The sequence below is a fragment of the Siphonobacter curvatus genome, from assembly GCF_002943425.1.
Lineage (GTDB): Bacteria > Bacteroidota > Bacteroidia > Cytophagales > Spirosomataceae > Siphonobacter > Siphonobacter curvatus.
This window is the reverse complement of the sequence record NZ_PTRA01000003.1, coordinates 214,969-236,968: the sequence shown is the minus strand read 5'-3', so window position 1 is coordinate 236,968 and position 22,000 is coordinate 214,969. Positions and strand designations below refer to the sequence as shown.

26 protein-coding genes are annotated in these 22,000 nt (G+C 46.9%); 12 read left to right on the top strand and 14 right to left on the bottom strand.

Going from position 1 to position 22,000, the window contains the following annotated elements:
• Nucleotides 1–186 precede the first annotated feature (186 nt).
• The 8 genes from C5O19_RS18120 to C5O19_RS18090 all read right to left on the bottom strand — a co-directional run bounded on the left by C5O19_RS18120 (nt 187) and on the right by C5O19_RS18090 (nt 5,070).
• Complete coding sequence (locus C5O19_RS18120; protein WP_104714794.1) at nt 187–525, bottom strand: phage holin family protein; 339 nt, start codon at nt 523–525, stop codon at nt 187–189.
• A gap of 70 nt (nt 526–595) precedes the next feature.
• Complete coding sequence (hisE, locus tag C5O19_RS26540; protein ID WP_394341794.1) at nt 596–889, bottom strand: phosphoribosyl-ATP diphosphatase; 294 nt, start codon at nt 887–889, stop codon at nt 596–598.
• 54 nt (nt 890–943) lie between these two features.
• A complete protein-coding gene (gene hisI, locus C5O19_RS26535) occupies nt 944–1,258 on the bottom strand; it encodes a phosphoribosyl-AMP cyclohydrolase (protein WP_394341793.1) in 315 nt (104 codons plus the stop codon).
• A 9-nt stretch (nt 1,259–1,267) separates the two neighbouring features.
• Complete coding sequence (gene hisF / locus C5O19_RS18110; RefSeq protein ID WP_104714793.1) at nt 1,268–2,110, bottom strand: imidazole glycerol phosphate synthase subunit HisF; 843 nt, start codon at nt 2,108–2,110, stop codon at nt 1,268–1,270.
• A gap of 6 nt (nt 2,111–2,116) precedes the next feature.
• On the bottom strand, nt 2,117–2,839 hold the full coding sequence (gene hisA / locus C5O19_RS18105; protein ID WP_104714792.1) for a 1-(5-phosphoribosyl)-5-[(5-phosphoribosylamino)methylideneamino]imidazole-4-carboxamide isomerase: 723 nt from the start codon (nt 2,837–2,839) through the stop codon (nt 2,117–2,119).
• A gap of 6 nt (nt 2,840–2,845) precedes the next feature.
• A complete protein-coding gene (gene hisH / locus C5O19_RS18100; RefSeq protein ID WP_102202355.1) occupies nt 2,846–3,430 on the bottom strand; it encodes an imidazole glycerol phosphate synthase subunit HisH in 585 nt (194 codons plus the stop codon).
• Nucleotides 3,431–3,655: 225 nt separating this feature from the next.
• Nucleotides 3,656–4,570 carry a DUF72 domain-containing protein gene (locus C5O19_RS18095; protein WP_104714791.1) on the bottom strand — a complete coding sequence of 305 codons (915 nt, stop codon included), beginning with the start codon at nt 4,568–4,570 and terminating at the stop codon, nt 3,656–3,658.
• Between the two features lie 47 nt (nt 4,571–4,617).
• Nucleotides 4,618–5,070 (bottom strand): regulatory protein RecX, encoded by a 453-nt coding sequence (locus C5O19_RS18090; RefSeq protein WP_104714790.1) that lies wholly within the window; start codon nt 5,068–5,070, stop codon nt 4,618–4,620.
• Nucleotides 5,071–5,211: 141 nt separating this feature from the next.
• On the opposite strand from C5O19_RS18090, the gene C5O19_RS18085 reads away from it, so the two are divergent.
• Complete coding sequence (locus C5O19_RS18085; RefSeq protein ID WP_165796057.1) at nt 5,212–6,402, top strand: MDR family MFS transporter; 1,191 nt, start codon at nt 5,212–5,214, stop codon at nt 6,400–6,402.
• 145 nt (nt 6,403–6,547) lie between these two features.
• On the opposite strand, the gene C5O19_RS18080 is transcribed toward C5O19_RS18085, so the two are convergent.
• Nucleotides 6,548–7,075: a PA2169 family four-helix-bundle protein gene (locus C5O19_RS18080; RefSeq protein WP_104714788.1), complete on the bottom strand. Its 528-nt coding sequence runs from the start codon at nt 7,073–7,075 to the stop codon at nt 6,548–6,550.
• 142 nt (nt 7,076–7,217) lie between these two features.
• On the opposite strand from C5O19_RS18080, the gene C5O19_RS18075 reads away from it, so the two are divergent.
• Both C5O19_RS18075 and C5O19_RS18070 read left to right on the top strand, forming a co-directional pair.
• Nucleotides 7,218–8,027, top strand: a complete 810-nt coding sequence (locus tag C5O19_RS18075; protein ID WP_104714787.1) for a transglutaminase domain-containing protein — start codon at nt 7,218–7,220, stop codon at nt 8,025–8,027.
• 196 nt (nt 8,028–8,223) lie between these two features.
• Nucleotides 8,224–8,715, top strand: coding sequence for a hypothetical protein (locus C5O19_RS18070; RefSeq protein WP_133163389.1), 492 nt, complete (start codon nt 8,224–8,226; stop codon nt 8,713–8,715).
• A 231-nt stretch (nt 8,716–8,946) separates the two neighbouring features.
• Here C5O19_RS18070 and C5O19_RS18065 read toward each other — a convergent pair whose 3' ends face one another.
• Nucleotides 8,947–9,282 carry a response regulator gene (locus C5O19_RS18065; protein WP_233207910.1) on the bottom strand — a complete coding sequence of 112 codons (336 nt, stop codon included), beginning with the start codon at nt 9,280–9,282 and terminating at the stop codon, nt 8,947–8,949.
• 273 nt (nt 9,283–9,555) lie between these two features.
• Between C5O19_RS18065 and C5O19_RS18060 the strand changes: the two genes are divergently transcribed.
• The 3 genes from C5O19_RS18060 (at nt 9,556) to C5O19_RS18050 (ending at nt 11,131) form a co-directional block, all read left to right on the top strand.
• On the top strand, nt 9,556–10,044 hold the full coding sequence (locus tag C5O19_RS18060) for a YtxH domain-containing protein (protein ID WP_104714785.1): 489 nt from the start codon (nt 9,556–9,558) through the stop codon (nt 10,042–10,044).
• Nucleotides 10,045–10,192: 148 nt separating this feature from the next.
• Nucleotides 10,193–10,564: a phage holin family protein gene (locus C5O19_RS18055; protein ID WP_104714784.1), complete on the top strand. Its 372-nt coding sequence runs from the start codon at nt 10,193–10,195 to the stop codon at nt 10,562–10,564.
• A gap of 30 nt (nt 10,565–10,594) precedes the next feature.
• Nucleotides 10,595–11,131, top strand: a complete 537-nt coding sequence (locus tag C5O19_RS18050; RefSeq protein ID WP_133163388.1) for a hypothetical protein — start codon at nt 10,595–10,597, stop codon at nt 11,129–11,131.
• A 62-nt stretch (nt 11,132–11,193) separates the two neighbouring features.
• Here C5O19_RS18050 and C5O19_RS18045 read toward each other — a convergent pair whose 3' ends face one another.
• Both C5O19_RS18045 and C5O19_RS18040 read right to left on the bottom strand, forming a co-directional pair.
• A complete protein-coding gene (locus C5O19_RS18045; RefSeq protein WP_104714782.1) occupies nt 11,194–11,634 on the bottom strand; it encodes a response regulator in 441 nt (146 codons plus the stop codon).
• Between the two features lie 66 nt (nt 11,635–11,700).
• The gene (locus tag C5O19_RS18040; RefSeq protein WP_104714781.1) at nt 11,701–13,122 is read right to left on the bottom strand and encodes a sensor histidine kinase; all 1,422 of its coding nucleotides are present in this window, start codon (nt 13,120–13,122) and stop codon (nt 11,701–11,703) included.
• A 287-nt stretch (nt 13,123–13,409) separates the two neighbouring features.
• On the opposite strand from C5O19_RS18040, the gene rpoN reads away from it, so the two are divergent.
• The 5 genes from rpoN (at nt 13,410) to C5O19_RS18015 (ending at nt 19,708) form a co-directional block, all read left to right on the top strand.
• Nucleotides 13,410–14,882, top strand: a complete 1,473-nt coding sequence (gene rpoN, locus C5O19_RS18035; RefSeq protein WP_104714780.1) for an RNA polymerase factor sigma-54 — start codon at nt 13,410–13,412, stop codon at nt 14,880–14,882.
• Nucleotides 14,883–14,974: 92 nt separating this feature from the next.
• The gene (locus C5O19_RS18030; RefSeq protein WP_104714779.1) at nt 14,975–16,462 is read left to right on the top strand and encodes a sigma-54-dependent transcriptional regulator; all 1,488 of its coding nucleotides are present in this window, start codon (nt 14,975–14,977) and stop codon (nt 16,460–16,462) included.
• Nucleotides 16,463–16,536: 74 nt separating this feature from the next.
• On the top strand, nt 16,537–17,694 hold the full coding sequence (locus C5O19_RS18025; protein ID WP_104714778.1) for a sensor histidine kinase: 1,158 nt from the start codon (nt 16,537–16,539) through the stop codon (nt 17,692–17,694).
• 52 nt (nt 17,695–17,746) lie between these two features.
• A complete protein-coding gene (locus C5O19_RS18020; RefSeq protein WP_104714777.1) occupies nt 17,747–18,205 on the top strand; it encodes a response regulator in 459 nt (152 codons plus the stop codon).
• 51 nt (nt 18,206–18,256) lie between these two features.
• Nucleotides 18,257–19,708, top strand: a complete 1,452-nt coding sequence (locus C5O19_RS18015; protein ID WP_104714921.1) for a hybrid sensor histidine kinase/response regulator — start codon at nt 18,257–18,259, stop codon at nt 19,706–19,708.
• Between the two features lie 53 nt (nt 19,709–19,761).
• Here C5O19_RS18015 and C5O19_RS18010 read toward each other — a convergent pair whose 3' ends face one another.
• Nucleotides 19,762–20,136: a winged helix-turn-helix transcriptional regulator gene (locus C5O19_RS18010; RefSeq protein WP_104714776.1), complete on the bottom strand. Its 375-nt coding sequence runs from the start codon at nt 20,134–20,136 to the stop codon at nt 19,762–19,764.
• Nucleotides 20,137–20,246: 110 nt separating this feature from the next.
• Between C5O19_RS18010 and C5O19_RS18005 the strand changes: the two genes are divergently transcribed.
• Complete coding sequence (locus C5O19_RS18005) at nt 20,247–20,642, top strand: DoxX family protein (protein ID WP_104714775.1); 396 nt, start codon at nt 20,247–20,249, stop codon at nt 20,640–20,642.
• 67 nt (nt 20,643–20,709) lie between these two features.
• Here the strand turns inward: C5O19_RS18005 and C5O19_RS18000 are convergent, their stop codons facing one another.
• Nucleotides 20,710–21,918, bottom strand: a complete 1,209-nt coding sequence (locus tag C5O19_RS18000; RefSeq protein ID WP_104714774.1) for a nucleoside permease — start codon at nt 21,916–21,918, stop codon at nt 20,710–20,712.
• Between the last annotated feature and the right edge of the window lie 82 nt (nt 21,919–22,000).

Here is a 22,000-nt window from a genome sequence, read left to right as displayed (position 1 = left end):
GCCTAGAAAACTAGGAATAAAAAGGAACAAGTACTTATTTTCAATTCGTTTCTATCGCTTGTTTACGGGTTGATTCATAAAAAATCCCGTTTATTAAGAAAAGTACGTGCTTTCTTAATAAACGGGATTTTAAACAGGCCATAGGCTTTAATGTGCCGACCTATAGCCTTTTTTCTTTGACGAAACTTAATCCTCGCTGGCCGCTCCCAGAGCCCCGGAAACGAGCGAAACGATGAAGCTAAATATCAGAGCGATCAGCCAGTTATCGACCGAAAAGCCGTCAACGAGATAATCGGTCATTTTGATAATCAAAACGTTGATTACCAGAAGGAACAAGCCTAGCGTCAGAATCGTAATCGGCAGGCTGAGGAGTTGTAAAATCGGCTTGACGAACGTGTTGAGTAAAGCCAGTACAACGGCAACAATGAGAGCCGTCGTAAAGCCATCGACCGAGACCCCGGGCAGAAAACTGGCCACCAGGTACACGACCACAGCATTAATTAATAAACGGACAATAAGGCCCATAAGAAGAAGGTGTTAGTACAAAGGTTCAACATGCAAAATTTTGTACCAAAAACCTAAGTCTCTGTACTTATTATTGACGCTCGCGATGGCGATCTTCGAGAATAGCAATGACCTCGTCGAGATCGATATTGCGGTCTTCGAGCAGGATCAGATAGTGAAACAGCAAATCCGCTGCTTCGTTTTTGAACAGCTGGTCGTCATTGGACATGGCTTCGATGACCAATTCAACGGCTTCTTCACCCACTTTCTGGGCAATTTTATTCGTACCACGGGCGAACAATTTAGCCGTATACGAACCTTCACTGGCGGATTGTTTCCGCTCCCGGATAATAGCTTTTAACTGATCTAAGAATTCAACGGCCATACAGAATGGGCAAGGTTGCCTTTAAAATGGGATGGACGGAAGAAGCAAACGCTCCTACCGAGGATTTTCTTCAAAAAAACAGGTATCCGCTCCCGTATGACACACGGGCCCCACGGGTTCTACCTTAATCAACAACGTATCCTGATCGCAGTCGATACGAATTTCCTTGACGTGCAGAAAATGACCAGAGGTTTCGCCCTTGGTCCACAGCCGATTTTTGGTGCGGCTGAAAAAGGTTACGATCTGGTCGGCCTCCGTTTTAGCGTAGGCTTCTTCGTTCATAAAGCCCAGCATGAGCACTTTATTCGTCTGAACGTCCTGGATAATGGCCGGAATCAGACCGCCGGCTTTTTCAAAATTCAGTTTCATAAGACTTGATTACAGTCGCATCGTGACGCCCTTTTCCTGGAGGTACATTTTCAAAGGCTGAATACCAATTTCCCGGAAGTGGAAAATACTGGCGGCTAGGCCCGCGTCGGCTTTTCCGGTCGTAAATACTTCATGGAAGTGTTCCATTAACCCCGCTCCCCCCGAAGCAATCACGGGAATACTGAGTTGTCCGGAAACCGCCGCCGTTAGCTCCAGAGCAAACCCGGCTTTGGTACCGTCGGCGTCCATGGAGGTCAGCAGTATTTCGCCCGCTCCACGTTCCTGAGCTTCTTTTGCCCAGGGCAAGGTACGCAACTCAGTAGGCTTACGGCCCCCGTGCGTGTGTACGACGTGTTCAGTCGTCAGGCGAATCTCGTGAGTACTGACGCGTTCGTTGCCAAACCGGCTGGTCGTGGTTTCCTGATGGCTTACCACGTCGCTGGGTACGGAAATCTCCCGCGTGTCAATCGCTACAATGATGCACTGCGAACCGAACTGCAAAGCCAGTTCGTCGATGAGTTCAGGCCGACGGACGGCCGAAGAATTGATTGAAATTTTATCGGCTCCGGCATTCAGTAAGGCCGATACATCGGCTACGGAACTGATACCCCCACCAACGGTGAAGGGAATATTCACGTGGCGGGCTACGTTACGAACCAGATCTACGAGCGTTTTCCGATTATCGACGGTAGCCGTAATGTCGAGAAATACCAGTTCGTCGGCTCCCTGTTCGGCGTACAAAGCCCCCAGTTCTACCGGATCTCCGGCATCCCGCAGGTTCACGAAATTCGTTCCTTTGACCGTGCGTCCGTCCTTGATGTCCAGGCACGGAATGATGCGTTTGGTTAACATAGGGACCTAGTTTTCAACGAAGGTACTTAAATCTTTCAGGGAAACCCGGCCTTCGTAAATGGCCTTCCCGACAATAACGCCGTATACGTTCATCTCTGCCAGCTTCTCCAGATCAGCCATTGAACTAACGCCTCCCGAGGCAATCACCCGCAGGGCCGGTGACTGCTCTTGAAGTTTCTGGTACAGATCAAAGCTGGGACCCTGCAAGAGACCATCTTTGGCCACATCGGTCGAAATGATGTACTGAATGCCTTTTTCTTCCCACTGCTTCACGAAATCATACACCCACAACTGCGTTCCTTCTTCCCAGCCACTCACGGCGATGCGTTCGTTTTTGGCGTCGGCTCCAAGAATCATCTTCTCACCGCCGTACTGACTGAGCCAGCTGGCAAACAAATCGGGATTTTTTACGGCAATACTCCCGCCCGTTACTTGCGTTGCTCCGCTTTCGAAGACGATTTTCAGGTCTTCATCCGATTGTACCCCACCTCCAAAGTCAACCTGCAAACGCGTCTGTGTAGTAATAGTTTCGAGTACTTTCCAGTTAATGACTTTCTTGGCTTTGGCTCCATCGAGGTCCACCAGATGCAGACGCGTCAGCCCGGCTCCTTCAAATTCCTTGGCTACTTCCAGCGGATGGGCGTTGTAGACGGTTTTCTGCGAATAATCGCCCTGCGTCAATCGAACGGCTTTGCCTTCAATCAAGTCGATGGCGGGAATAATAAACATAGCTACTTAGAGTTTCAGGAAGTTTTCAAGAATGAGCTGCCCTTCTTTTCCGCTGATTTCAGCGTGAAACTGAGCGGCGTAGAAATTGTCTTTGTGCAGCATCGCCGAAAAGGGCACGACGTAATCGCAACTGGCTACCGTGTATTCACATACCGGAGCCGCGTAACTGTGCACAAAGTACACGTACGGATGGGGCGTCATCCCCTCCGTCAGCGGCGACTTCAAATCGTACAGGTTATTCCAGCCCACGTGCGGGACCTTGAGTTCACCCGCCGGAAAACGTCTGACGTCTACCGGGAAAATGCCCAGGGCCTGCGTCTGGTTTTCCTCCGAATACTGGCACATCAACTGCATACCCACGCAGGTGCCCAGTACGGGTTGCTGGAGCGTAGGAATAACGCGGTCAAGGCCCTTTTCCCGCAGGTATGCCATGGCGGTTGAGGCTTCGCCGACGCCCGGAAAAATGACTTTGTCGGCGGTACGGATCTCGGCCTCATCGTCCGTCCAGAGGTACGAGGCCCCGATGCGTTCCAGCGCATACATGACGCTCTGTACATTGCCGGCGTTGTATTTGATAATGACGGTTTTCATAACCTTCAGCGATTACGTTCGATCATAAAAAAACGCCCGATTCGGTGAATCAGGCGTTTGTATCTGTTATTCGGTGTTTGCTAGACCATAAAACCGGAATCACATCAGCCTGTTCAGCGGAGCCATACATGGGAATGATGATGAAATACGGTGCAATTCATATGGCAAAAGTAGAAGAATTTTCCAGAAATCGCATTTTTGCGAAAGGGATACATCCGCTTTTCTTTAAAACAGACTCATCTGATCGACTTTCGGTAAAAACTTAGGTAGCTTCAGTGACAAGCCCAGATGCGTATTCAATTCCTGAATCCAGTAGTTAGACAACTCGGGAGCACACTCACTCTGTCCACAGTGAATGAACGCGTAGAGTTCTTGTAGACCCTGTTGCTGCCATTTTTTAAGGCGTTGAATCCATTCGTCGGTACGGGTATAATCCGTGGGATGCAGCTCATTACCCACAAAACGAATCACGGCTTTAGGAACCGTCAGCGTCTGATGCAGCACATCCCGGCGACCTGACACATCGGTAATCACCGCCGCGTGCCCCGCCTCCCGCAGGATTTCGCAGGTACGGGCCCAGATGCGGGGATTGGCAAACCAGTCCGGATGCCGGAATTCCACGGCAATTGTCATTTCTTCCGGAATGAGTTTGAGAAACTCCACCAGTCCTTTTCCCTTCTGTGGCGTATAAGCCGGCCCCAGTTGCAGAAACGGAATGCCTAAGTGATCGCCCAGTTTCAGTAATTGCCGACAGAAAAAAGCGGTAACCTCTTCTACGCCGAGCAATTCTTTTTCGTGACTGATGGCTTTAGGAAACTTGGGACAGTATTTAAAACCCGGGGTAGCCTCTTCCAGCCAACGCTCAATGGTTTCGTCGTTAGGCATCTGGTAATGAGTGCCGTTGAGTTCGATGGTATTGAACTGCTGGGTGTAATGAGCCAGTGCTTCTTTATCCTTCATAGCCGAAGGATAGATTTTGCCCAGCCAGCTTTTCTCCATCCAAACGGGGCAACCCACATACGCGGGCAAGGGATGAGCCACCGGCTGGCCCGGCAATACTTGCGTATTCAGGGGCGAGTCGGCGGGAAGCGTAAAATTGATGGTATTGATTTGACCGGGTGAAACTTTACCAAAGTCCATGATACGTGCAAATTAGGTGGCATCCGCGATGAAAAAGTCAGGCCACCTTAGTCCCAGTCCTCGCCCAGTACTTTCCAGACCAGGCCCGACTCGTAGCCTTTGCTTAGGGCGTACCGAACCAGTTTCTGCTTGCGTACCCGTGGGTCGGTATCTTTCAGGGAAGCGTCTTTCTTGGCCAGTAAGCTTTTCAGCGAGTCGTGGTATTCCGTCTGGTCGATTTCTTCCAGCGCGTTTTTGCGGTCGGTTTCGCCGAGGCCTTTCCGCCGCATTTCCATTTCGATTTTGATTTTTCCCCAGTGGCGGGTTCTGAATTTTCCCCGGGAAAAACTTTTGGCAAAGCGTTCTTCGCTGAGGTACCCGTCCTGAATTAATCGGGCCAGGATGGCTTCCGTATCTTCCTCGGATACATCCCAAGCACTGAGTTTCTGACGGACTTCCTGCACCGTTCGTTCCTGGTAGGCACAAAACGAAGCGGCCTGTCGTAGGGCATCTGCATTCATGGCAAAAAGGGCTTAATCCTTAAAATTACGAATTTTTTAGCGAATTTGGAAGGCTTCATTCTTTTCTTTCTCGGGAGAAAACAGGGAATGCTTACCTTTGACTTTCTTACACTAGTTTATTCTTCCTCCCCCACTCTACCCATGATTTTACAACTCTATCGATCCGCCTATAGCGGGCTTTCGCGATCCATATGGTTGCTGGCTTTGGTCATGTTTATCAATCGCTGCGGTACTATGGTTATTCCCTTTCTGGGGGTATACCTGACGGAGTCACTGCACTTAAGTATTGACCAGTCTGGCGTAATTATGGCTCTGTTTGGGGTTGGTTCCATTGGGGGCACCCTGCTCGGCGGACGACTTACGGATCGCCTGGGAGCCTACCGGGTAATGTGGGTATGCCTGGGGCTGGGTGGTGTGATGTTTCTGGTCGTAGGCCAACTCAAAACGTTCGAAAGCCTATGCCTGGGCACGTTTGTACTGGGACTGGTTGCCGAGGGGTTCCGTCCCGCCGTCACGGCCGCAGTAGCCCTATACAGCACCCCCGAAAACCGGACCCGTTCGTACTCGCTCAACCGCTTGGCCCTGAATCTGGGCTGGTCGGTAGGCCCAGCGGTAGGCGGCTGGCTAGCATCCATCGATTACTCGCTACTGTTTTGGGCCGATGGCTGCACCTGTCTGGCCGCGACGCTTTTGCTCGTACTGATTCTTCCTCGAACGTTCGTTTCCCACGACCGTCAAACCGTTGAGCAATCCCGTCAGGATTCCGCGTATCGGGATACGCATTTCATGGTTTTCATGGTTTTTGTTACCCTGTTTGCCATTACTTTTTTTCAGTTGTTCTCAACGGTTCCGCTGTATTATAAGCAGGTGTATCACCTACCCGAAAATCAGATTGGTACGCTCATGGCCCTGAATGGCGTGCTGATTGTAGCCGTTGAAATGGTGCTGGTCCATCAACTGGAAAACCGTTTTGTACACTTGCGGCTCATGGCCATTGGAACGTTACTGGTGGGTATATCTTACCTAATTTTTAATGTATTCTTTGGTGTCATCTGGTTAGTAGTGGCCATGATCCTGGCTACGCTGGCCGAAATGTTAGCCATGCCTTTCATGAACTCGTACGCCATTGCCCGCTCGAAACCTCACAATCGGGGACAGTACACGGCAGCTTATACGGCCTCGTGGTCCATTGCTCAAATTTCAGCTCCCCTGCTCGGTACCCAGTTTATCAGTCGCGTCGGCTTTGCATCGGCCTGGTGGTTGATGATTAGCTTTTCACTAGTGGCTACCATCGGGTTTTTAAGCCTTTCGTACCGTTCTAAAAAAAGTTGAAGTTTTCATAAAAAACTATGAGACTATTTTTCAACCCTGAAACTTTCAGATAGGGTTCGCCGTTTTACATACAATTGCGACTAAAACGAATAAAAGACCCGACTGTTCAACGAGCCGGGTCTTTTGTTTTTCCCTCATGGTTAGCTTACAATTTCAGCTTTAGGTGGCTTTCTTCATCCTGCGTTAGCGTCTTCAGTTTTTCCAGCGAATGTTTTAACTCTCCGATGTGCTGGCTGATTAACGCCTGTACCTGGTCATCTCCACTTTGGTTATTCTGCCATTCCTGCTCGTACTTCTCTAGATTTGCCTCTTCGGCGCAGCACAAGGCCTCTAAAATAGCTTTAGAATCGTGACCGGATAGTTTCGAGCGGAAGTCGATCCATAGATTATGCAAATCCCCCGAAAGCGTACTTTGTTCTTCCCATGGTAAATCTAATTCCTGCAAAAGTGTGCGGATTTCCTGCATCATTTGTCCACTTTCACGTTCGCCATTGCTAAACATTTCTTTCAAATGCGATTCTCTGGCTTCTTCCTGAGCGTTTTGGTACTGTTCATGGCGATCACTACAAACCGCGTACAGGAAGTTTAATATTTGCTTTTGTTCACTTACGTCCATAGCGATTGCTCTTTGAGAGAGTGGTTTATACGGAGAAGAAAAGATCTGTCGTTGCATTGTCTTAGAAACAATGTTTGCTTAAAACCGAAAATGTAGTGCCACTTCCCTAGTCCAAAGATTCTGGCTTATCTTTCGAAAAGTTACGCTGATCTGGACTGTCTTTTTATTGACTTTTACCGCTCCCTAACGTCTTATTCCCATGCTTATTCAAGCCAGTTGCCAGATTGAACTAGAAGCCCTAGCTCATGTTCCCGCCGTTTTTATGCTTCGACCCCGCAGTGGAGCCAGTCAATTTATCGTCAAGGAAGAGTACATCGTTGATCCGCTCGTTCAGATCACGGAATACACGGATTCTTACGGGAATCTTTGCCAACGCTTAATGATTCCACCCGGTCCTTTTCGGCTGGAATCAAGAGTAACGGCCGATTGTGCGGACCAAATTGATGTTCATACCGAAGCTGACTGGGTACCCGTATCCAATGTACCCGATGAAGTGATGCAATTTCTGCTGCAAAGCCGGTACTGCGAAGCCGACAAGCTCGGTGGGCTAGCCGCAGAAATCATTCAGGGCTATCCGCTGGGATACGCTCAGGTAGAAGCTATTCGGCAGTGGATTTATAACAACATCCGGTACGAATACGGCGTAACGAATTCTTCTACATCAGCCATGGACATTACGCTCAATCGCGTCGGCGTTTGTCGGGACTTTGCCCACCTGGGTATTGCCCTATGTCGTAGTTGCAACATCCCAGCCCGGATGGTAGTAGGTTATCTGTATCAACTGGACCCGATGGATTTGCATGCCTGGTTTGAAGCGTACGTGGGCGATCGCTGGTATACGTTCGATCCTACACAGTCACAGCCCCGCGGGAATCGTATTGCGGTTGCTTACGGTCGAGATGCGGCAGATGTTGCCTTTGCTTCTTATTTTGGAGGCGTTAATTTTAAAAGCTTACAGGTAGCCGTAGAAGCGGCTCAGCCGGTACTACCTACCCCTTCAAATGGGTAAGATTTCAGATAGGCCAACTGTATTTCGAGTATTTTTTTCTACACATTTCCTTCGAATTGGTAACCTAAGCTTTTCTACACATCGATCTTAATCGATTGATTCCACCAAGCGGTTAAAAAAGCATGGCCATTAAAACTTAGGTACATTTCTTTATTTGTTAGCTATTGAGTATGGACGCTTAAATGAAGAATGCCTTATGAAAAAACAAATGCTTTGCTGGGTAAACCTGGGAATCCTAAGTTGCTCGCTCTTAATAGGTTGTACCGCAAAAGAGAAACACCAAGCTGCTGAAGATGCCCAGAAAGCTCAAGACAACATAGAAAATGCAGCGGATCGAGCCGCAGACAAAACTAAGGAAGCCTTTGATGAGGTAGCTACGGATGTTAAAGAATCAGGACAGGAAAGTAAAGAAGACTGGCAACGTGAACGTTCGGAGTTGTCTGTTAAGGTAGAAGATCAGAAAATGGCGCTACAAAATGAGATTGACCGCGTAGACGCTAAAATCAAAGTAGCCAAAAACAAAGAAAAAATCCGCTGGCAGCAGCGAAAAGCAAAATTAGAAGTGAAGCGAGATGAACTAGATGCTTCATTAAAAAAGATTCAAAACAATGCGAAAGCGGACTGGAAAGAATTCAAGAGAGACCTAAATCGAAAGATTGACGAAGCTCAAAAGAGTTTAAAGGATTAAGTATAAATACTGTGTAGCCCAAAATCCCCTATATTACTCAAGGGCTTTTTTGTGATAGTGCTGCTTTGATAGTAATCGATTCACTAGATCATCCATTGGCCAATTAGTCAAGTCCCAATGGGTATTATTTTTTAGAAATAGCTATTAGTAAAATCATTGGAAAATAATAAAGCTCCGGCCTATCAATGACCGGAGCTTTATTAAAAAATATAGTATGTGTTTGGTACGCGATTAGTCCAAAACTGATTCCACTAGTCTAAAACTCAAGGGTTTTTCCAGAAAAGCATCAGCACCACTAGCCAAAGCTCGTTCACGTAAATTACTCATGGCGCTAATCATAACAATGCGACTTTCAGGATATAACTGTCGCCAGCTAGGCAGCGCTTCAAGGCCCGTTCCATCTGGTAAATTATTATCAAGAAAAACGACGTCTGGATTGACATGGTGCAACTGCTCCAAGCCGTTGCGAAGATTATTAGCGTAGCTTACTTCTGCTTTTTTTCTGCGAAGGAAACTTCCTAGCAGCATACATAAATCCTCTTCATCATCTACGATCAAAACCTTCATATTGTCTCCGTATATACTCGGAAGATACGTGGGCATATCTTATACAATTTATAGCCAAGACTTAACAAGTCTATCATAATCATTTAGGTCTGAACCGATTAAGTTAAAAAAAGATTGGGCAAATCCGGTGGACTTGCCCAATGCCGATCTTCCACCTAACCTAAAACACCTGTACGGTGCGGTATCCGGATAAAAGTTTTTAAAATAATATACCAAAGCGTTTCTGAGGGTTTTTTTCCCCATTTTGAGTCATCCTGTTAGCTTTTTGGAAGAATGGGTGATTTTTCGCATTTCTTGAATTTCCCCGAAAATATACTATCATTTGATAATTTATATCTAATAAATCTTATTACTCAAAAAATCACCCCTGCTTTTTCATTTGCTGGCACGGCTGTTTTTCCATTTTCAATCGAATCAAAAGTTTCACTATTTAAACAGGAGGATGTCATGTCTAATAATGGAAAAATCTTTTTAGGAATTGTTACTGCTGCTGCTGCTGGAGCAGTGATCGGTCTGTTGTTCGCTCCCGATAAAGGAGAAGACACGCGGGGTAAGATGAAAAAGCAAGTGGGAGATCTGGCCGATGAAGTATTAAAAGCGATCCAGAAAGGTAAAATCTCTTTGGAAGACCTAAAGAGTCAAGCTGTTTCAAAAGCTGGTGACTTAAAAGATAAAGCACGCTCGAAATTCGAAGACCTGCAAGATCAGGCTGAGGAAGCAAAACAAACTGCTAAGCAGAAAGTGAACGAGCAACTCGGTTAATCTCGCTGGCTAGATCAGTCACCGATTAGTCGATGATCAACGGGGAGCTCACGGTTGAGTTCCCCGTTTGTTATTACATCCTGATATCCTCCAATCGATTGTACGTCTTTTGATTTAAATCTACTTTTATTTATCGCTCTCAACCCTTATGGAATCAATAAAGGACCTTCGCGAATCAGCCGAAGACTTGTTTGCACGCGTTACTGAATATGTAGAGGCCCGCTGGAATATGGCGGTTCTGCAAACAGCCGATAAAACGGCTGATATTGTCTCGTCCGTGGTTGCCGGTTTAATCGTCAGTGTATTTGGTGGACTTGTTTTATTGTTTGGCAGCATTGCATTGGCTTGGTGGATTGGTGAATCGGTAGGTAGTGTAGCCGCGGGATTTGGCTACGTAGCGTTGGGATACGCCGTATTAACCCTTATTTTATTCATGATTCGTGATAAATTTATTAAGATTCCTGTTCTCAATGCCTTTATCAAACGCTTCTATTACGAAAAAGATCAATCTAAAAAGTAGCCTCTACTTTAGTCTTATTTGCTAATGACCATGAACAATAGAATAGAAAGTTTATCCGACTTACAGGCCGAACGAGCCCGCTTGAAAAATCAGATTGAAACGTCAAGAGTAGGAATCCGGCGGCAGTTTGATGATATTAAAGAAGATATAAATCCCGCCCGGCAAGTCGTCCAGACGTTTACTCAATTGATGAGTAAACCCAAGAACAATGCCTTGCAGATGGGCGTGGTACGGGGCATTGATATGGCCTTAGCCTATACACCCATTGGTCGGATGGCGTGGCCGTTACGGTTCATTATTCGTTTTCTTTTGAAACGGGCCACGGCCAATTACTTGTCCTCTAACCAGAATCACTTACTTCAAAAATCGCTGACTTGGGTGAAAGAAGTATCGGATGATGAACCTAAAGTGGTTCGGATTTCCGAAGGAAAACCGAAGAAGCACTGGAAAGAGCGGTTTTTCCGCTGGTTGAAGGATGCTACTGCCGAGGATGACATTCCGCGGGCGCATGTGGTAGAGTCCTTACCCCTGGCTCAACCGGAACGATCCGTTCGAACGCCACTATAATCGTTAACCCAACAAAAAAGCCGATTCTCGCAAGAATCGGCTTTTTTGTTGGGTTAACGATCTTATTTCCAAGGGATCGAAGCAATGCTTAACCAAAACTGACCAAAACTTTTGACAATCTGCAAGAGCTGATCAAATGAAATGGGTTTTGTAATGTAGCAGTTCGCTCCTGACTCATACGTACGAAGAATATCCCGCTCCGAATTTGAAGTAGTGAGTACAACCACTGGAATGGCCTTCAGCTCTGGATTTTGTTTGATTTCAGACAAGGCCTCCCAGCCGTCTTTGCGGGGCATGTTTAAATCCAGGAAGATAATGCCAGGACGTGGATATTTTTCAACATCAGCGTAAGGCCCCTGATGATACAAAAACTGCATCAACTCTACGCCATCGGCTACAAAAAATATATCGTTGGTTAATTGGCTGTCCCGAAAAGCGGTTCGGATTAAAAAACGATCATCTTCATCATCATCAGCCACTAAAATGGGAATCTGTGTATTCATACCTGCACCAGGCTCAGAGCCATACGCTATTGCTATTTAACTGCCTTTAAAGATACGGCTATTTTTTTATTCTGTCGTACCCGTCAGATTCTGTTGGGTGGTTTCAATGGGCAGGTAGATCGTAAAGAGAGCCCCCTGCCCCGGTTTGCCTTCCGCAAAGATATAACCTTCGTGATTGGTCACCACCCGTCGACAAATGGCTAATCCAATCCCCGTGCCCCCATAAGCCGATTTGGCGTGTAACCGCTGAAAAATTACAAAAATTTTCTCAGCATACTCGGGTTCAAACCCGATGCCATTGTCGCTGATGCGTATGCAGTGATACCATTGTTCTTTTTTCAGGTCCGAATCTAGGGTTGGTATTTCAGATCCATCTACTTTTCGATACGTGACTTCAACCATTGGAAGCACATCGGGCTTAGTAAATTTAAGGGCGTTACTGAGCAGGTTCAGCAAAAGTTGCCGTACCTGCGAAGGATAACCTTGAATGGTGGGTAAAGCCTGTACATGAACGGAAGCTTGCTGTTCAGTAATTACCTCTGAAAGATCCAGTTGAACCTCGTCGAGTACTTCATTCAAATTAACCATTTGCAATGGGTCCGTACGACTTACCATTCGCGAGAAAGTCAACAGATCGTTAATGAGGCTCTGCATGCGTTCGGCGGCATTCGCGATTTTGTCCAGCATGGTCTGACCATCTTCGGTGAGCTGATCGCGTTGTCGCATCAACAACCGATCCGCAAAAGCTCTAATTTTTCGTAACGGTTCCTGTAAATCGTGCGAAGCTACGTACGCAAATTGTTCGAGCTCAGCATTCGAGCGGTTGAGGGCTTCGACTTTTTTCTCCAGATCAATCTGGATCAAACGCCGCCGTCGAAGTTCGATGTTGAGTAGCGTCGCCGAAATAATCAACAGCCCCCCTGCCAGCAGTGCCAACGTTAATAAGTACGTAGGAGCCAAATTGAATTCGCGTTCACGAGCCTTTAAACGGCTTGTCAACAGCTTACGTTCTTCGTCCTGAATTTCATTGATCTGCTTTTGCATGGCATCCATGATGGCCTTGCTCTTGAGAATCATAGAATCCTGATTCTGGATTTTATCTATCCCTTTCAATTGCAGATCCATACTTTCCCACTTATCACGAGCCAGACTTTTAAATACAGCCAGCCGCCGTAACTGATGGGCATTATCATTGAGCAGGAATTGCAGACGTTGAGCGGAAGCTTCGTACTCGGTACGCCCCTGTTTATACGATTTGATGAATAATTCATTCGAGGTAAGTAGATAGCCCCGAATCCCTGCTTCCGCTTCCTTAACCTGCGAAAACAGCCGTTCACTTTCGTTAATGGTTTTATACGTATGCTCTACCCGTTCACTAAACCATTCCGTAGATCGTACCTGATCTAAACACAGGTAGGTCAGCAGTACCAGTATGGCAATGGCAGAAGCAGCAGCAATATTGAGTAGCCAGACGTTCGAAGACTTCATTTACTAAATCGAAAACCAGACGAGTGGTTATATTTCTACAGTTTGGGGAAATAAGAGGAGGCAAAAAAAGGTAGCTTTCCGCCAAAAGAAAAGAGAAAGGTCAAGTAAAAAAATAAACTCGTCGGTCCCATTCGTACAAAAACGGCTTGATTATCAACAAAAAAAATGTGCTAGGTACTTAAAATCCGGTTCGAAGATGCAGGATTTGGCTGAATAGGTCTCGTGTGGCTTGACTTTATGAATAGGTATAGTACTTCAGTTACCGCCTTAAACGATCCAAACCACATATGAGCACTTCTGTCAACCTCTCTCAAACTCAGAAACAAACCCTACGGGTAGCTCCTCAGCAGATACAGTTTTTAAATTTTTTACAACTTTCTACGCTGGAGCTTGAGCAACACCTTCGCAACGAATTAGAGGAAAACCCGCTGCTAGAAGAAGGTGCCGCCGAAAAGGAGTCCAGCGATGAGGCCGAAATGGAACTTTCCTCGGACGAACGGGACGATCATACGGTCGATTACGAAACACCGACGAACGTTGAGGACTATAGGGATTGGGACGAATTTTCGAACGATGATATTCCCGAATATAAAACGCGGCTGAGCCAGGATCCCAATGCGGAAGACGATCTGTATTCGTCACCCATCGTTGAACAGGAAACCTGGCGGGAAGTAATTAAAGAACAAATTCGCTGGATGAATCTGAAAGATCGTCAGCGGGCTCTGGCCGAATTTATTATTGATTCCCTCGACGATGATGGCTTCTTGCGTAGCGATGCGGATGCGTTAGCCGATGATTATTCGTTCGGGCATGGAATTTTTGTAGATGGTTCAGAAGTCGAAGAAGTACTCACAGCCATTCATGACGAGCTTGAACCAGCCGGTTTGGCAGCTCGTGATTTACGCGAATGTCTGCTTCTTCAGCTAGAAAGCCGCCGGGCTACTGCAGCAACGCTGCGAGCCATGGATATTGTCAGCGAATGCTTTACTGAACTTTCCAATCGTAACTTTGAAAAGATCTGTAAGCATTTGAGTATTGATCAGGACGAGTTACGAATGGCAGTTGCCGAAATTGGTAAACTCAATCCCAAACCCATCGTCGGTGGGAATAACGATTCAATAGTCGTGAAACGTGGTATTATCCCTGACTATGTTTTACATTACGACGACTATGGACGGATTGAAGTAGCCCTCAACCGCGGCAATTGGCCTGATATTCGGGTAAATAGCTCGATTATCGGTTTAGTCGATACCAGTCGTGAACGCGGAGCCGCCACTTACCTGAAAAATAAGCTACAATCGGCTCAATGGCTGGTTGACGCGATTCGTCAACGGGAAAATACGATGCATCGAGCCATGCGAATGCTGGTTGAGTTACAGCGGCCTTATTTCGAAACGGGTGATGTGCGGAACCTGAAACCCATGATTCTCAAAGATGTAGCAGATCGAATTGGTATGGATATTTCTACCATTTCACGGGTAACGTCGGGTAAATACGTACAAACGCCTTTTGGTCTGATTCACCTGAAAGATTTATTTACGGAAGGCATTCGAACGGAAGACGGTCACGAAGTTTCAAACAAAGCCATTCAGCAAGCACTCGTAGAGCATATTTCCTGCGAAGACAAACGTAATCCATTCAACGACTTCGATCTGATGCGATTACTGGCTACGCAAGGCTATAAAATCTCACGTCGGACGGTCGCTAAATATCGCGATCAACTGGGCATTCAGTCCGCTCAATTCCGACGGGGCATCTAATCGTTAAGCAGATACTAATCGTTTGTTGTTAATAAAAGAGCATTTCACACCCATAAGGCTCTAGTTCAAGTGAGGGTAATGGTAGATTTTCTATGCAGAAAATATTAGTAATTGACGACGATACGGACATTTGTCTGCTTCTACGGCGATTCTTGGGGCGTAACGGCTTCGAGGTCGCCATTGCTCATAATGGAACTTCAGGTCTTGAAATCCTTACTGATTTCAAGCCCGACTTAGTCATGACGGACTTCCGTCTGGGAGACATGGACGGAGGCGAATTACTCGTTCGCATTAAGGAACAGTTTCCGCACGTACCTGTCATTGTCATCACGGGTTATTCAGATATTAAAATCGCTGTAAACGTGATGAAACAGGGGGCGTATGACTACGTAACGAAGCCTCTGTTCCCGGATGAGATTTTAGTGACCATTCGGAAGGCACTCGATCAAAGTACGGCTCAGCCCTCCGCACCTAGTGTGAACGGAGAAGCCGGATCTTCAACGCCTGCTCCGAAACGTCCCACCGGATCAGAACAGTATATTTTTGGCAATGGCCCAGAATCTAAATACCTGTATCGTCAGGTAGATCTGGTAGCGCCAACCAACTATAGCGTCATTATCTATGGCGAAAGTGGCTCGGGCAAAGAAGCCGTTGCTCAGGAAATTCACAAACGTAGTAAACGCTCCAGCGGACCTTTCGTAGCCATGGATTGCGGAGCGATTTCCAAGGACTTGGCGGGTTCAGAGCTATTTGGGCACGAAAAAGGTGCTTTTACCGGAGCCCTCAACCAAAAAATTGGTCACTTTGAACAAGCCCACGGGGGTACTCTTTTCTTGGATGAAGTGAGTAACTTACCTTATGATGTGCAAGTTTCGCTTTTGCGGGTGGTACAGGAACGGAAACTACGCCGACTAGGCGGTACGAAAGAAACGCCTATCGATGTACGCATCATTGTCGCCTCGAACGAACGTCTGATTGAATCCGCTAAAAAAGGAAAATTCCGAGAAGACCTTTACTATCGCTTTAACGAATTCAGCATCGATGTACCACCGCTTCGCGAACGTAATGCCGATATCCTGGTATTTGCCGATTACTTTCTGCAAGCCACCAATGGCGAGCTGGGCAAGCAAGTACGCGGCTTTGCCGATGATGTCGTAGATTTGTTCATGCGTTACGAATGGCCGGGTAACCTTCGGGAAATGCGTAACGTCATCAAACGCGCTACGTTACTTACCGATAGCGAGGCTATCCAGTCCAGAGACCTTCCTTTTGAGATTGTACACTTTAACAAGTTGCAATCCATGGAGACCAATACGCCACCCGTAACGCCCGTATACGTACCGGAAATTCCGGTTATTCCTCCACAAACCTACTACAGTGAACCACCCGTTAGCCTGGTGGCTCCGGATGTACCTAAGGGTGAAAAACCCAATTTGCGTTCGGCTGCACTCGAGGCTGAGTACGATATGATTCTCAAGACCCTTAAACAGGTCAATTTTAATAAAAGTAAAGCTGCTCAATTGCTAGGCATTGACCGTAAAACGCTTTACAACAAAATGAAAAATTACCACTTGTCGTAAGTGAAAAGGGCATGCTCCTGTTTAGGCAGGCGTATGCCCTTTTCACGAATGTCGCTTCTTTTTAGCTTATCAGTATGTCTCAGCTTTATGATAGTACTGCCTACCTTCGGGAAGCTGAATCTTTATTACGATTTGGTACCTTCGATTGGTCGACTACTACGGAAGAATTTTACTGGTCGGAGGGTTTATTCCGCGTATTGAGCTTTCCGTCTGAGGTTCGTACGCCCCCTACCGCACACTGGTTTTATGAGCAGATTCTGGAAGTAGATCGCGAGAAAGTGGTCACCTCGATTCAAGAAGCCATTGAACACCAGCTCCCCTTTCAGGTACAATATCGCATTCTAGACTATACGGGCCATGAACTCGTACTCATGAGTCGGGGGAATGTGCTTGTGAGCCCTGAAACACCAGATGTACGTTTGGTAGGCATCACGGCTGATCTCACTGCTCATTACCTCTTTGAGCAGGAGCTCAAGTCGAAAATGGACGCGCTGGATCGATCCAATTTTGAACTCGAGCAGTTTGCCTATATTGCTTCACACGACTTACAGGAACCACTTCGCAAGATTACTTCTTTCGGCGAACGACTGACGAGCCGTTATCAGGAAAATCTGGGAGAAGAAGGCAAACACTATCTTTCCCGAATGCTCGGAGCTACGCAGCGAATGAAATTGCTCATTGAAAGTCTGCTTGGTTACTCCAGAATTTCGCGTCCAGAGGAGCCGTTTACCCCCGTCAACCTAAATGAGGTTGTCAAGAACGTACTCAGTGATTTTGAATTACGGTTAACGGAAACGGAAGCAGAAGTCGAAGTAGGTCCACTACCGACCCTTTCTTCCCTGCCCACTCAAATGCACCAGTTGTTTCAGAATTTACTGAGTAACGCCCTGAAGTTCACTAGTCCTGATCGGAAGCCTCGCTTAAGGATCTTGTCAAGTCTACTCAACCGTCAGGAGATAGCAGAGCACCGCTTCGTACCGGGCACCATATACCATAAAATCACGGTTAGCGATAACGGTATTGGTTTTGAACCCGGACAGTCGGAACAGATTTTTACTTTATTTAAACGATTACATGGCCGTTCTGAATACGAAGGAGCGGGTATGGGATTGGCCATCTGTAAACGGATTGTTGAAAATCACGGTGGAATCATTTACGCTCAAAGTGAACCGGGTCAGGGTGCTTCGTTCGTACTGATCTTTCCTCAACAACAGAAAGCATCCGTTAAATGAGGTAGGAATGTAGCGTACCCTTATCCCTCCCGCCCACTTGTTTAGGAGCGTCATGAAACACAATCTCAAAAAACCGGTCGTGCTACTCATTGCCGACGATGATGAAGAGGACCGGGAAATGACTCGGGAGGCTTTCGAAGGAAATTTCGTTTTTAGCCAAATACAGATGGTAACGGATGGTCTGGCCTTGATCGACTATCTGTTTCGTCAAGGAATCTACGTCGATCCCGAACGCAGTCCACGACCTGGCTTAATTTTACTGGATTTGAATATGCCTCGTATGGATGGTCGTCAGGCCTTACAGCACATCAAGTCGCATCCAGAATTACGAAGCATTCCGGTTATTGTTTTGACGACTTCGCACGCAGAGGAAGATATTTTCAAGAGTTATAATTTGGGCGTGAATTGTTTCATCTCTAAACCGATAAGTGCTAAGGATTTTATCGAAGTTGCCCAGTCTATTGGGCGGTATTGGTTTGAAACGGTTCTATTACCTTCGCCTTCGAAATAACCTATACCTTCGTTTCACCTTTAAATGCTCTCTGGCGAGCAGGGAGAAATTATGAATAATGTGACGAAAGTCTTAATCGTGGATGACGATGAGGACGATTACCTGCTCACGAGTGACTACCTGCGAGACATCCCAGGCAGTCAGTTTGCGTTAGAGTGGGCCAATAGCTATTCCAGTGCCCTGGAAAAACTCAAGACCAGTAATCCCCAAATTGCTTTCGTAGATTTCTTTCTCGGAGCCAAAACGGGCCTTGACCTTATCGAAGAAGTGCACGCCATTGGGTTGTCTACACCCATGGTACTACTGACGGGTCGTGGAGACCGTAAAGTGGATGAAGAAGCCACGAAACGGGGAGCTGTGGATTACCTGGTGAAACGGGATTTGAACGCCGAAAAACTCGAACGCTGTATTCGCTACGCACTTGAGCGGGCGGCTACGCTTAACACCCTGCGCGAGAGCGAACGCCGGTACCGGAGTTTGTTCAATCAATTGCGGGAAATGATTTTTCTGGCGAGTCCTTCGGGTGAATTCTTATACGTCAATCCAAACGGTAGCGAATTACTGGGCTATACTCCGGAAGATTTTACCCAAAAGCGGATGCCCGAACTTTTCGAAAGCACGGAACGCTACGCTATTTTTTCTTCCATACTCGATCAATTCGGCGAAATCGAAGACTTTGAGGTGGCCTTACTGACTAGTCAGGGAGAAAAACGATACTGTACGATATACGCCAGTGTACAGAGTGATGGCTTTGGGGTGCGGCAGATTCAGGGAATTGTCCACGATATTACGGCTCGAAAGAAGGCCGAACGAGACACCTTGCTTACGGAGAAACTGGCGGCTACAGCCCGCCTCGTACGCACGCTGGCTCACGAAGTACGTAATCCGCTCACCAACATCAATTTATCGGCGGACGAACTGCTCACGGGCATGGAAGACGATACCTTGCTGATGTATCCTCAAATCATCAAACGCAACTCTCAGCGGATTAATGATTTGATTTCGGAACTTCTGAATTCCTCCCGGCAGGCAGAAATCAATCTGGCCGATTTCTCAATCCACCAGATTCTCGACGAGACGCTAGCCCTGGCGATGGACCGGGTTCAATTAAAAAACATTACGCTACAGAAAGATTACGGCGAAGATTGCTTCGTAAAGGTTGACAAGGAGAAAATCAAAATTGCGATTCTCAATATCATTGTCAATGCCATTGAAGCCATGGAACCTGAAATAGGTATTCTTCACGTGCAAAACCACGTAGCCGGTGACTTCTGTTACGTAACCATTGAAGACAACGGATCAGGCATTCCAGCGGAGAATTTGGGTCGTTTGTTTGAACCTTATTTTACGTCTAAAAACAATGGAATCGGACTGGGTCTGGCCGCTACGCTGAGTATTGTCCAGTCCCATAAAGCCCGTATTGATGTCGAATCAGAGGTGGGTGTAGGTACGGCCTTTACGATTTCATTTCCGCTGGCCGGAACCGAAGCCGAAGACTTTTAATAGGGATAGTAGTATATAAAAAAGCCCCCGCTTAGCTATAAGCGGGGGCTTTTTTATTCATTCACGGGTACATGCATGATTCGTCGTCGGTGCATTTCTCCCCATTTACTCAGGGATTCTAGTACGTCCTGCAGCGTATCACTGTATTGGGTCAGTTCATATTCAATAACCACGGGCGTTTCGGTATACACCACCCGTTTAATGAATCCGTTGATTTCCAGCTCTTTTAGCTCGTGAGAAAGTACCCGGGCCGAGATTCCTTCTACCGCCCGTTGAATCTCATTAAATCGCTTTTTTCCTTCCTGCAGGGCGAGGATGATTCGTAGTTTCCACTTTCCGCCAATGACGTACAAAGCATCGCCAATGGATGCTAGCTTGTTGGTACAGGCCTGAGCAGACAACGGAAGTTCTTCTTCTAGCTGAAACATAATAGCTGATTTTGAGGCCTTAGACTAACCCAAAGGTTACCACTAACCTTTTGTATACTGCTAACTTTTGGTAAGTAAAGGTACATACTTTTGTTTCAAAAAACAGAACAATGAAAGCAACGAACCTTATTTACTGGATTACTACTGGACTAGTAGCGGTGATGATGAGCTTTTCGGCCTATCTATACCTGACGAGTCCAGAGATGGAGAAAGCTTTTCAACACCTGGGTTTTCCCGCCTACTTTCGCGTAGAGCTAGCCATCGCTAAACTATTAGGCGTGGTAGGTTTGATGATTCCCTTTACGGGCCGATTGAAAGAATGGGTATACGCCGGATTTACGATCAATTTTATCTCCGCATTTATCGCCCATACGGCTTCTGGAGATCCCCTTTCGGGTAGCGTAGCTCCGCTGATTTTTCTGGGATTGCTCCTGACCTCGTACGTAATGTATCACAAACGCCAAAAGCATACGGCTCCCGCTGCAACATTTGTTGCTTTCGCCTAAAGTTAAGTCCATAAAAAAAGCCGTATCGAACGTTCGATACGGCTTTTTTTATGGAAAATGCATTCCCTTACTGCAACACTTTTTCCGGTGAAGCCGTCGATTGTTTCTCCCGGAATACGGCAATAAACAGCAGAAGAATGATACCCGCGATGCCCGCTGGTACCATCCAGTAACCACTCCAGTTTACCCCCGCTTCCGTCGTAAAGGTATCTTTTAGCACACCCGAAATGTACGAGCCGATGCCCATTCCCACCCCGTAGGTAGCAAACGTGATCAAGCTCTGGGCCTGTGTTTTAATGCGTTCACCCGCTTTGTTATCGGTATAGATTTGTCCGGTTACGAAGAAAAAGTCGTAGCAAACGCCGTGCAAAATGATCGCCAGGTACAGAATCCACTCGCCGGAACCGGCATCGCCGAAACCAAAGCACAGGAAGCGGACAATCCAGGCAATCAATGCGACAATGAACGTCCACTTCACGCCCAGTTTGCTATACGACAGTGGTAACAGCAACATGAAGATCACTTCGGAAGCCTGTCCCAGCGACATTTTGTTTTCCACGTTCGTCATACCGGAATCCGTCAGCGAAGGGTTCGCCATGGCGTAGTAAAACGAAAGCGGAATACAGATCAGAATCGAAGACAGGAAGAAAATAGCGAAAGAACGATCTTTGAACAGTACAAAGGCATCGGTTCCGAGAATCTGGGACGCTTTAGCCGGACCCGTTGCCTTCGGCGGCGTATCGGGTAAGAAAAATGAAAAGACGCCCAGAATCAACGAAGCAACCATGGCAAACTGGAAGATCGTTACCTGATCTCCTACGCCCAGATAGCCCACAATGTTCGCCACGACAATCCACGCAATCGTTCCGGCCACACGAATATTAGGGAATTCCTTCTCCGGGCTCGCCATCTGGTTCATGGCAATGCTTGTTGCCAAAGCCAGCGTTGGCGTAAAGGTGAGGCAGTAGGCCAGAATCAGCCAGAAAAACTGATCGGGATTCGTTGCCTGCGTTAGAAAATAAAGAACGGCAGCTCCCAGCAGATTTAATACGCCCAACACTTTCTGAGCTGAGAAATAGCGGTCCGCGATCATCCCTACGAAAAAGGGTGCAATCAGCATCGCAATCGAAAACGTCGAAAAGGCAGCACCTTGTTGTTCACCCGTAGCTCCCAGTGTCGTTCCCAGGTACTTGGTTACTTGACCATACCACGATCCCCAGCAGAAAAACTGGAGAAACATCATGAGCATGAGTTGAATCCGAACGGTAGACTTCATTGGTAATGTAAAGTTAGAGTATAGTAAAATAGACGAAAGATCGTACGCAAAAAAGAGTAGCGTACCTTCTCATAAAGTCAAG

Coding starts and splice junctions, on each gene's coding strand:
- C5O19_RS18045 (WP_104714782.1), bottom strand. CDS start 11,634: ATGAATACACAGATTCCCATTTTAGTGGCTGATGATGATGAAGATGAT.
- C5O19_RS18030 (WP_104714779.1), top strand. CDS start 14,975: ATGCAGAAAATATTAGTAATTGACGACGATACGGACATTTGTCTGCTT.
- C5O19_RS18070 (WP_133163389.1), top strand. CDS start 8,224: ATGAAAAAACAAATGCTTTGCTGGGTAAACCTGGGAATCCTAAGTTGC.
- C5O19_RS18050 (WP_133163388.1), top strand. CDS start 10,595: ATGAACAATAGAATAGAAAGTTTATCCGACTTACAGGCCGAACGAGCC.
- C5O19_RS18065 (WP_233207910.1), bottom strand. CDS start 9,282: ATGAAGGTTTTGATCGTAGATGATGAAGAGGATTTATGTATGCTGCTA.
- C5O19_RS18055 (WP_104714784.1), top strand. CDS start 10,193: ATGGAATCAATAAAGGACCTTCGCGAATCAGCCGAAGACTTGTTTGCA.
- C5O19_RS18080 (WP_104714788.1), bottom strand. CDS start 7,075: ATGCAACGACAGATCTTTTCTTCTCCGTATAAACCACTCTCTCAAAGA.
- C5O19_RS18060 (WP_104714785.1), top strand. CDS start 9,556: ATGGGTGATTTTTCGCATTTCTTGAATTTCCCCGAAAATATACTATCA.
- C5O19_RS18000 (WP_104714774.1), bottom strand. CDS start 21,918: ATGAAGTCTACCGTTCGGATTCAACTCATGCTCATGATGTTTCTCCAG.
- C5O19_RS18085 (WP_165796057.1), top strand. CDS start 5,212: ATGATTTTACAACTCTATCGATCCGCCTATAGCGGGCTTTCGCGATCC.
- C5O19_RS18005 (WP_104714775.1), top strand. CDS start 20,247: ATGAAAGCAACGAACCTTATTTACTGGATTACTACTGGACTAGTAGCG.
- C5O19_RS18020 (WP_104714777.1), top strand. CDS start 17,747: ATGAAACACAATCTCAAAAAACCGGTCGTGCTACTCATTGCCGACGAT.
- C5O19_RS18025 (WP_104714778.1), top strand. CDS start 16,537: ATGTCTCAGCTTTATGATAGTACTGCCTACCTTCGGGAAGCTGAATCT.
- C5O19_RS18040 (WP_104714781.1), bottom strand. CDS start 13,122: ATGAAGTCTTCGAACGTCTGGCTACTCAATATTGCTGCTGCTTCTGCC.
- C5O19_RS18010 (WP_104714776.1), bottom strand. CDS start 20,136: ATGTTTCAGCTAGAAGAAGAACTTCCGTTGTCTGCTCAGGCCTGTACC.
- hisF (WP_104714793.1), bottom strand. CDS start 2,110: ATGTTAACCAAACGCATCATTCCGTGCCTGGACATCAAGGACGGACGC.
- C5O19_RS18015 (WP_104714921.1), top strand. CDS start 18,257: ATGAATAATGTGACGAAAGTCTTAATCGTGGATGACGATGAGGACGAT.
- C5O19_RS18090 (WP_104714790.1), bottom strand. CDS start 5,070: ATGAATGCAGATGCCCTACGACAGGCCGCTTCGTTTTGTGCCTACCAG.
- hisI (WP_394341793.1), bottom strand. CDS start 1,258: ATGAAACTGAATTTTGAAAAAGCCGGCGGTCTGATTCCGGCCATTATC.
- C5O19_RS18075 (WP_104714787.1), top strand. CDS start 7,218: ATGCTTATTCAAGCCAGTTGCCAGATTGAACTAGAAGCCCTAGCTCAT.
- hisH (WP_102202355.1), bottom strand. CDS start 3,430: ATGAAAACCGTCATTATCAAATACAACGCCGGCAATGTACAGAGCGTC.
- rpoN (WP_104714780.1), top strand. CDS start 13,410: ATGAGCACTTCTGTCAACCTCTCTCAAACTCAGAAACAAACCCTACGG.
- C5O19_RS18095 (WP_104714791.1), bottom strand. CDS start 4,570: ATGGACTTTGGTAAAGTTTCACCCGGTCAAATCAATACCATCAATTTT.
- hisE (WP_394341794.1), bottom strand. CDS start 889: ATGGCCGTTGAATTCTTAGATCAGTTAAAAGCTATTATCCGGGAGCGG.
- hisA (WP_104714792.1), bottom strand. CDS start 2,839: ATGTTTATTATTCCCGCCATCGACTTGATTGAAGGCAAAGCCGTTCGA.
- C5O19_RS18120 (WP_104714794.1), bottom strand. CDS start 525: ATGGGCCTTATTGTCCGTTTATTAATTAATGCTGTGGTCGTGTACCTG.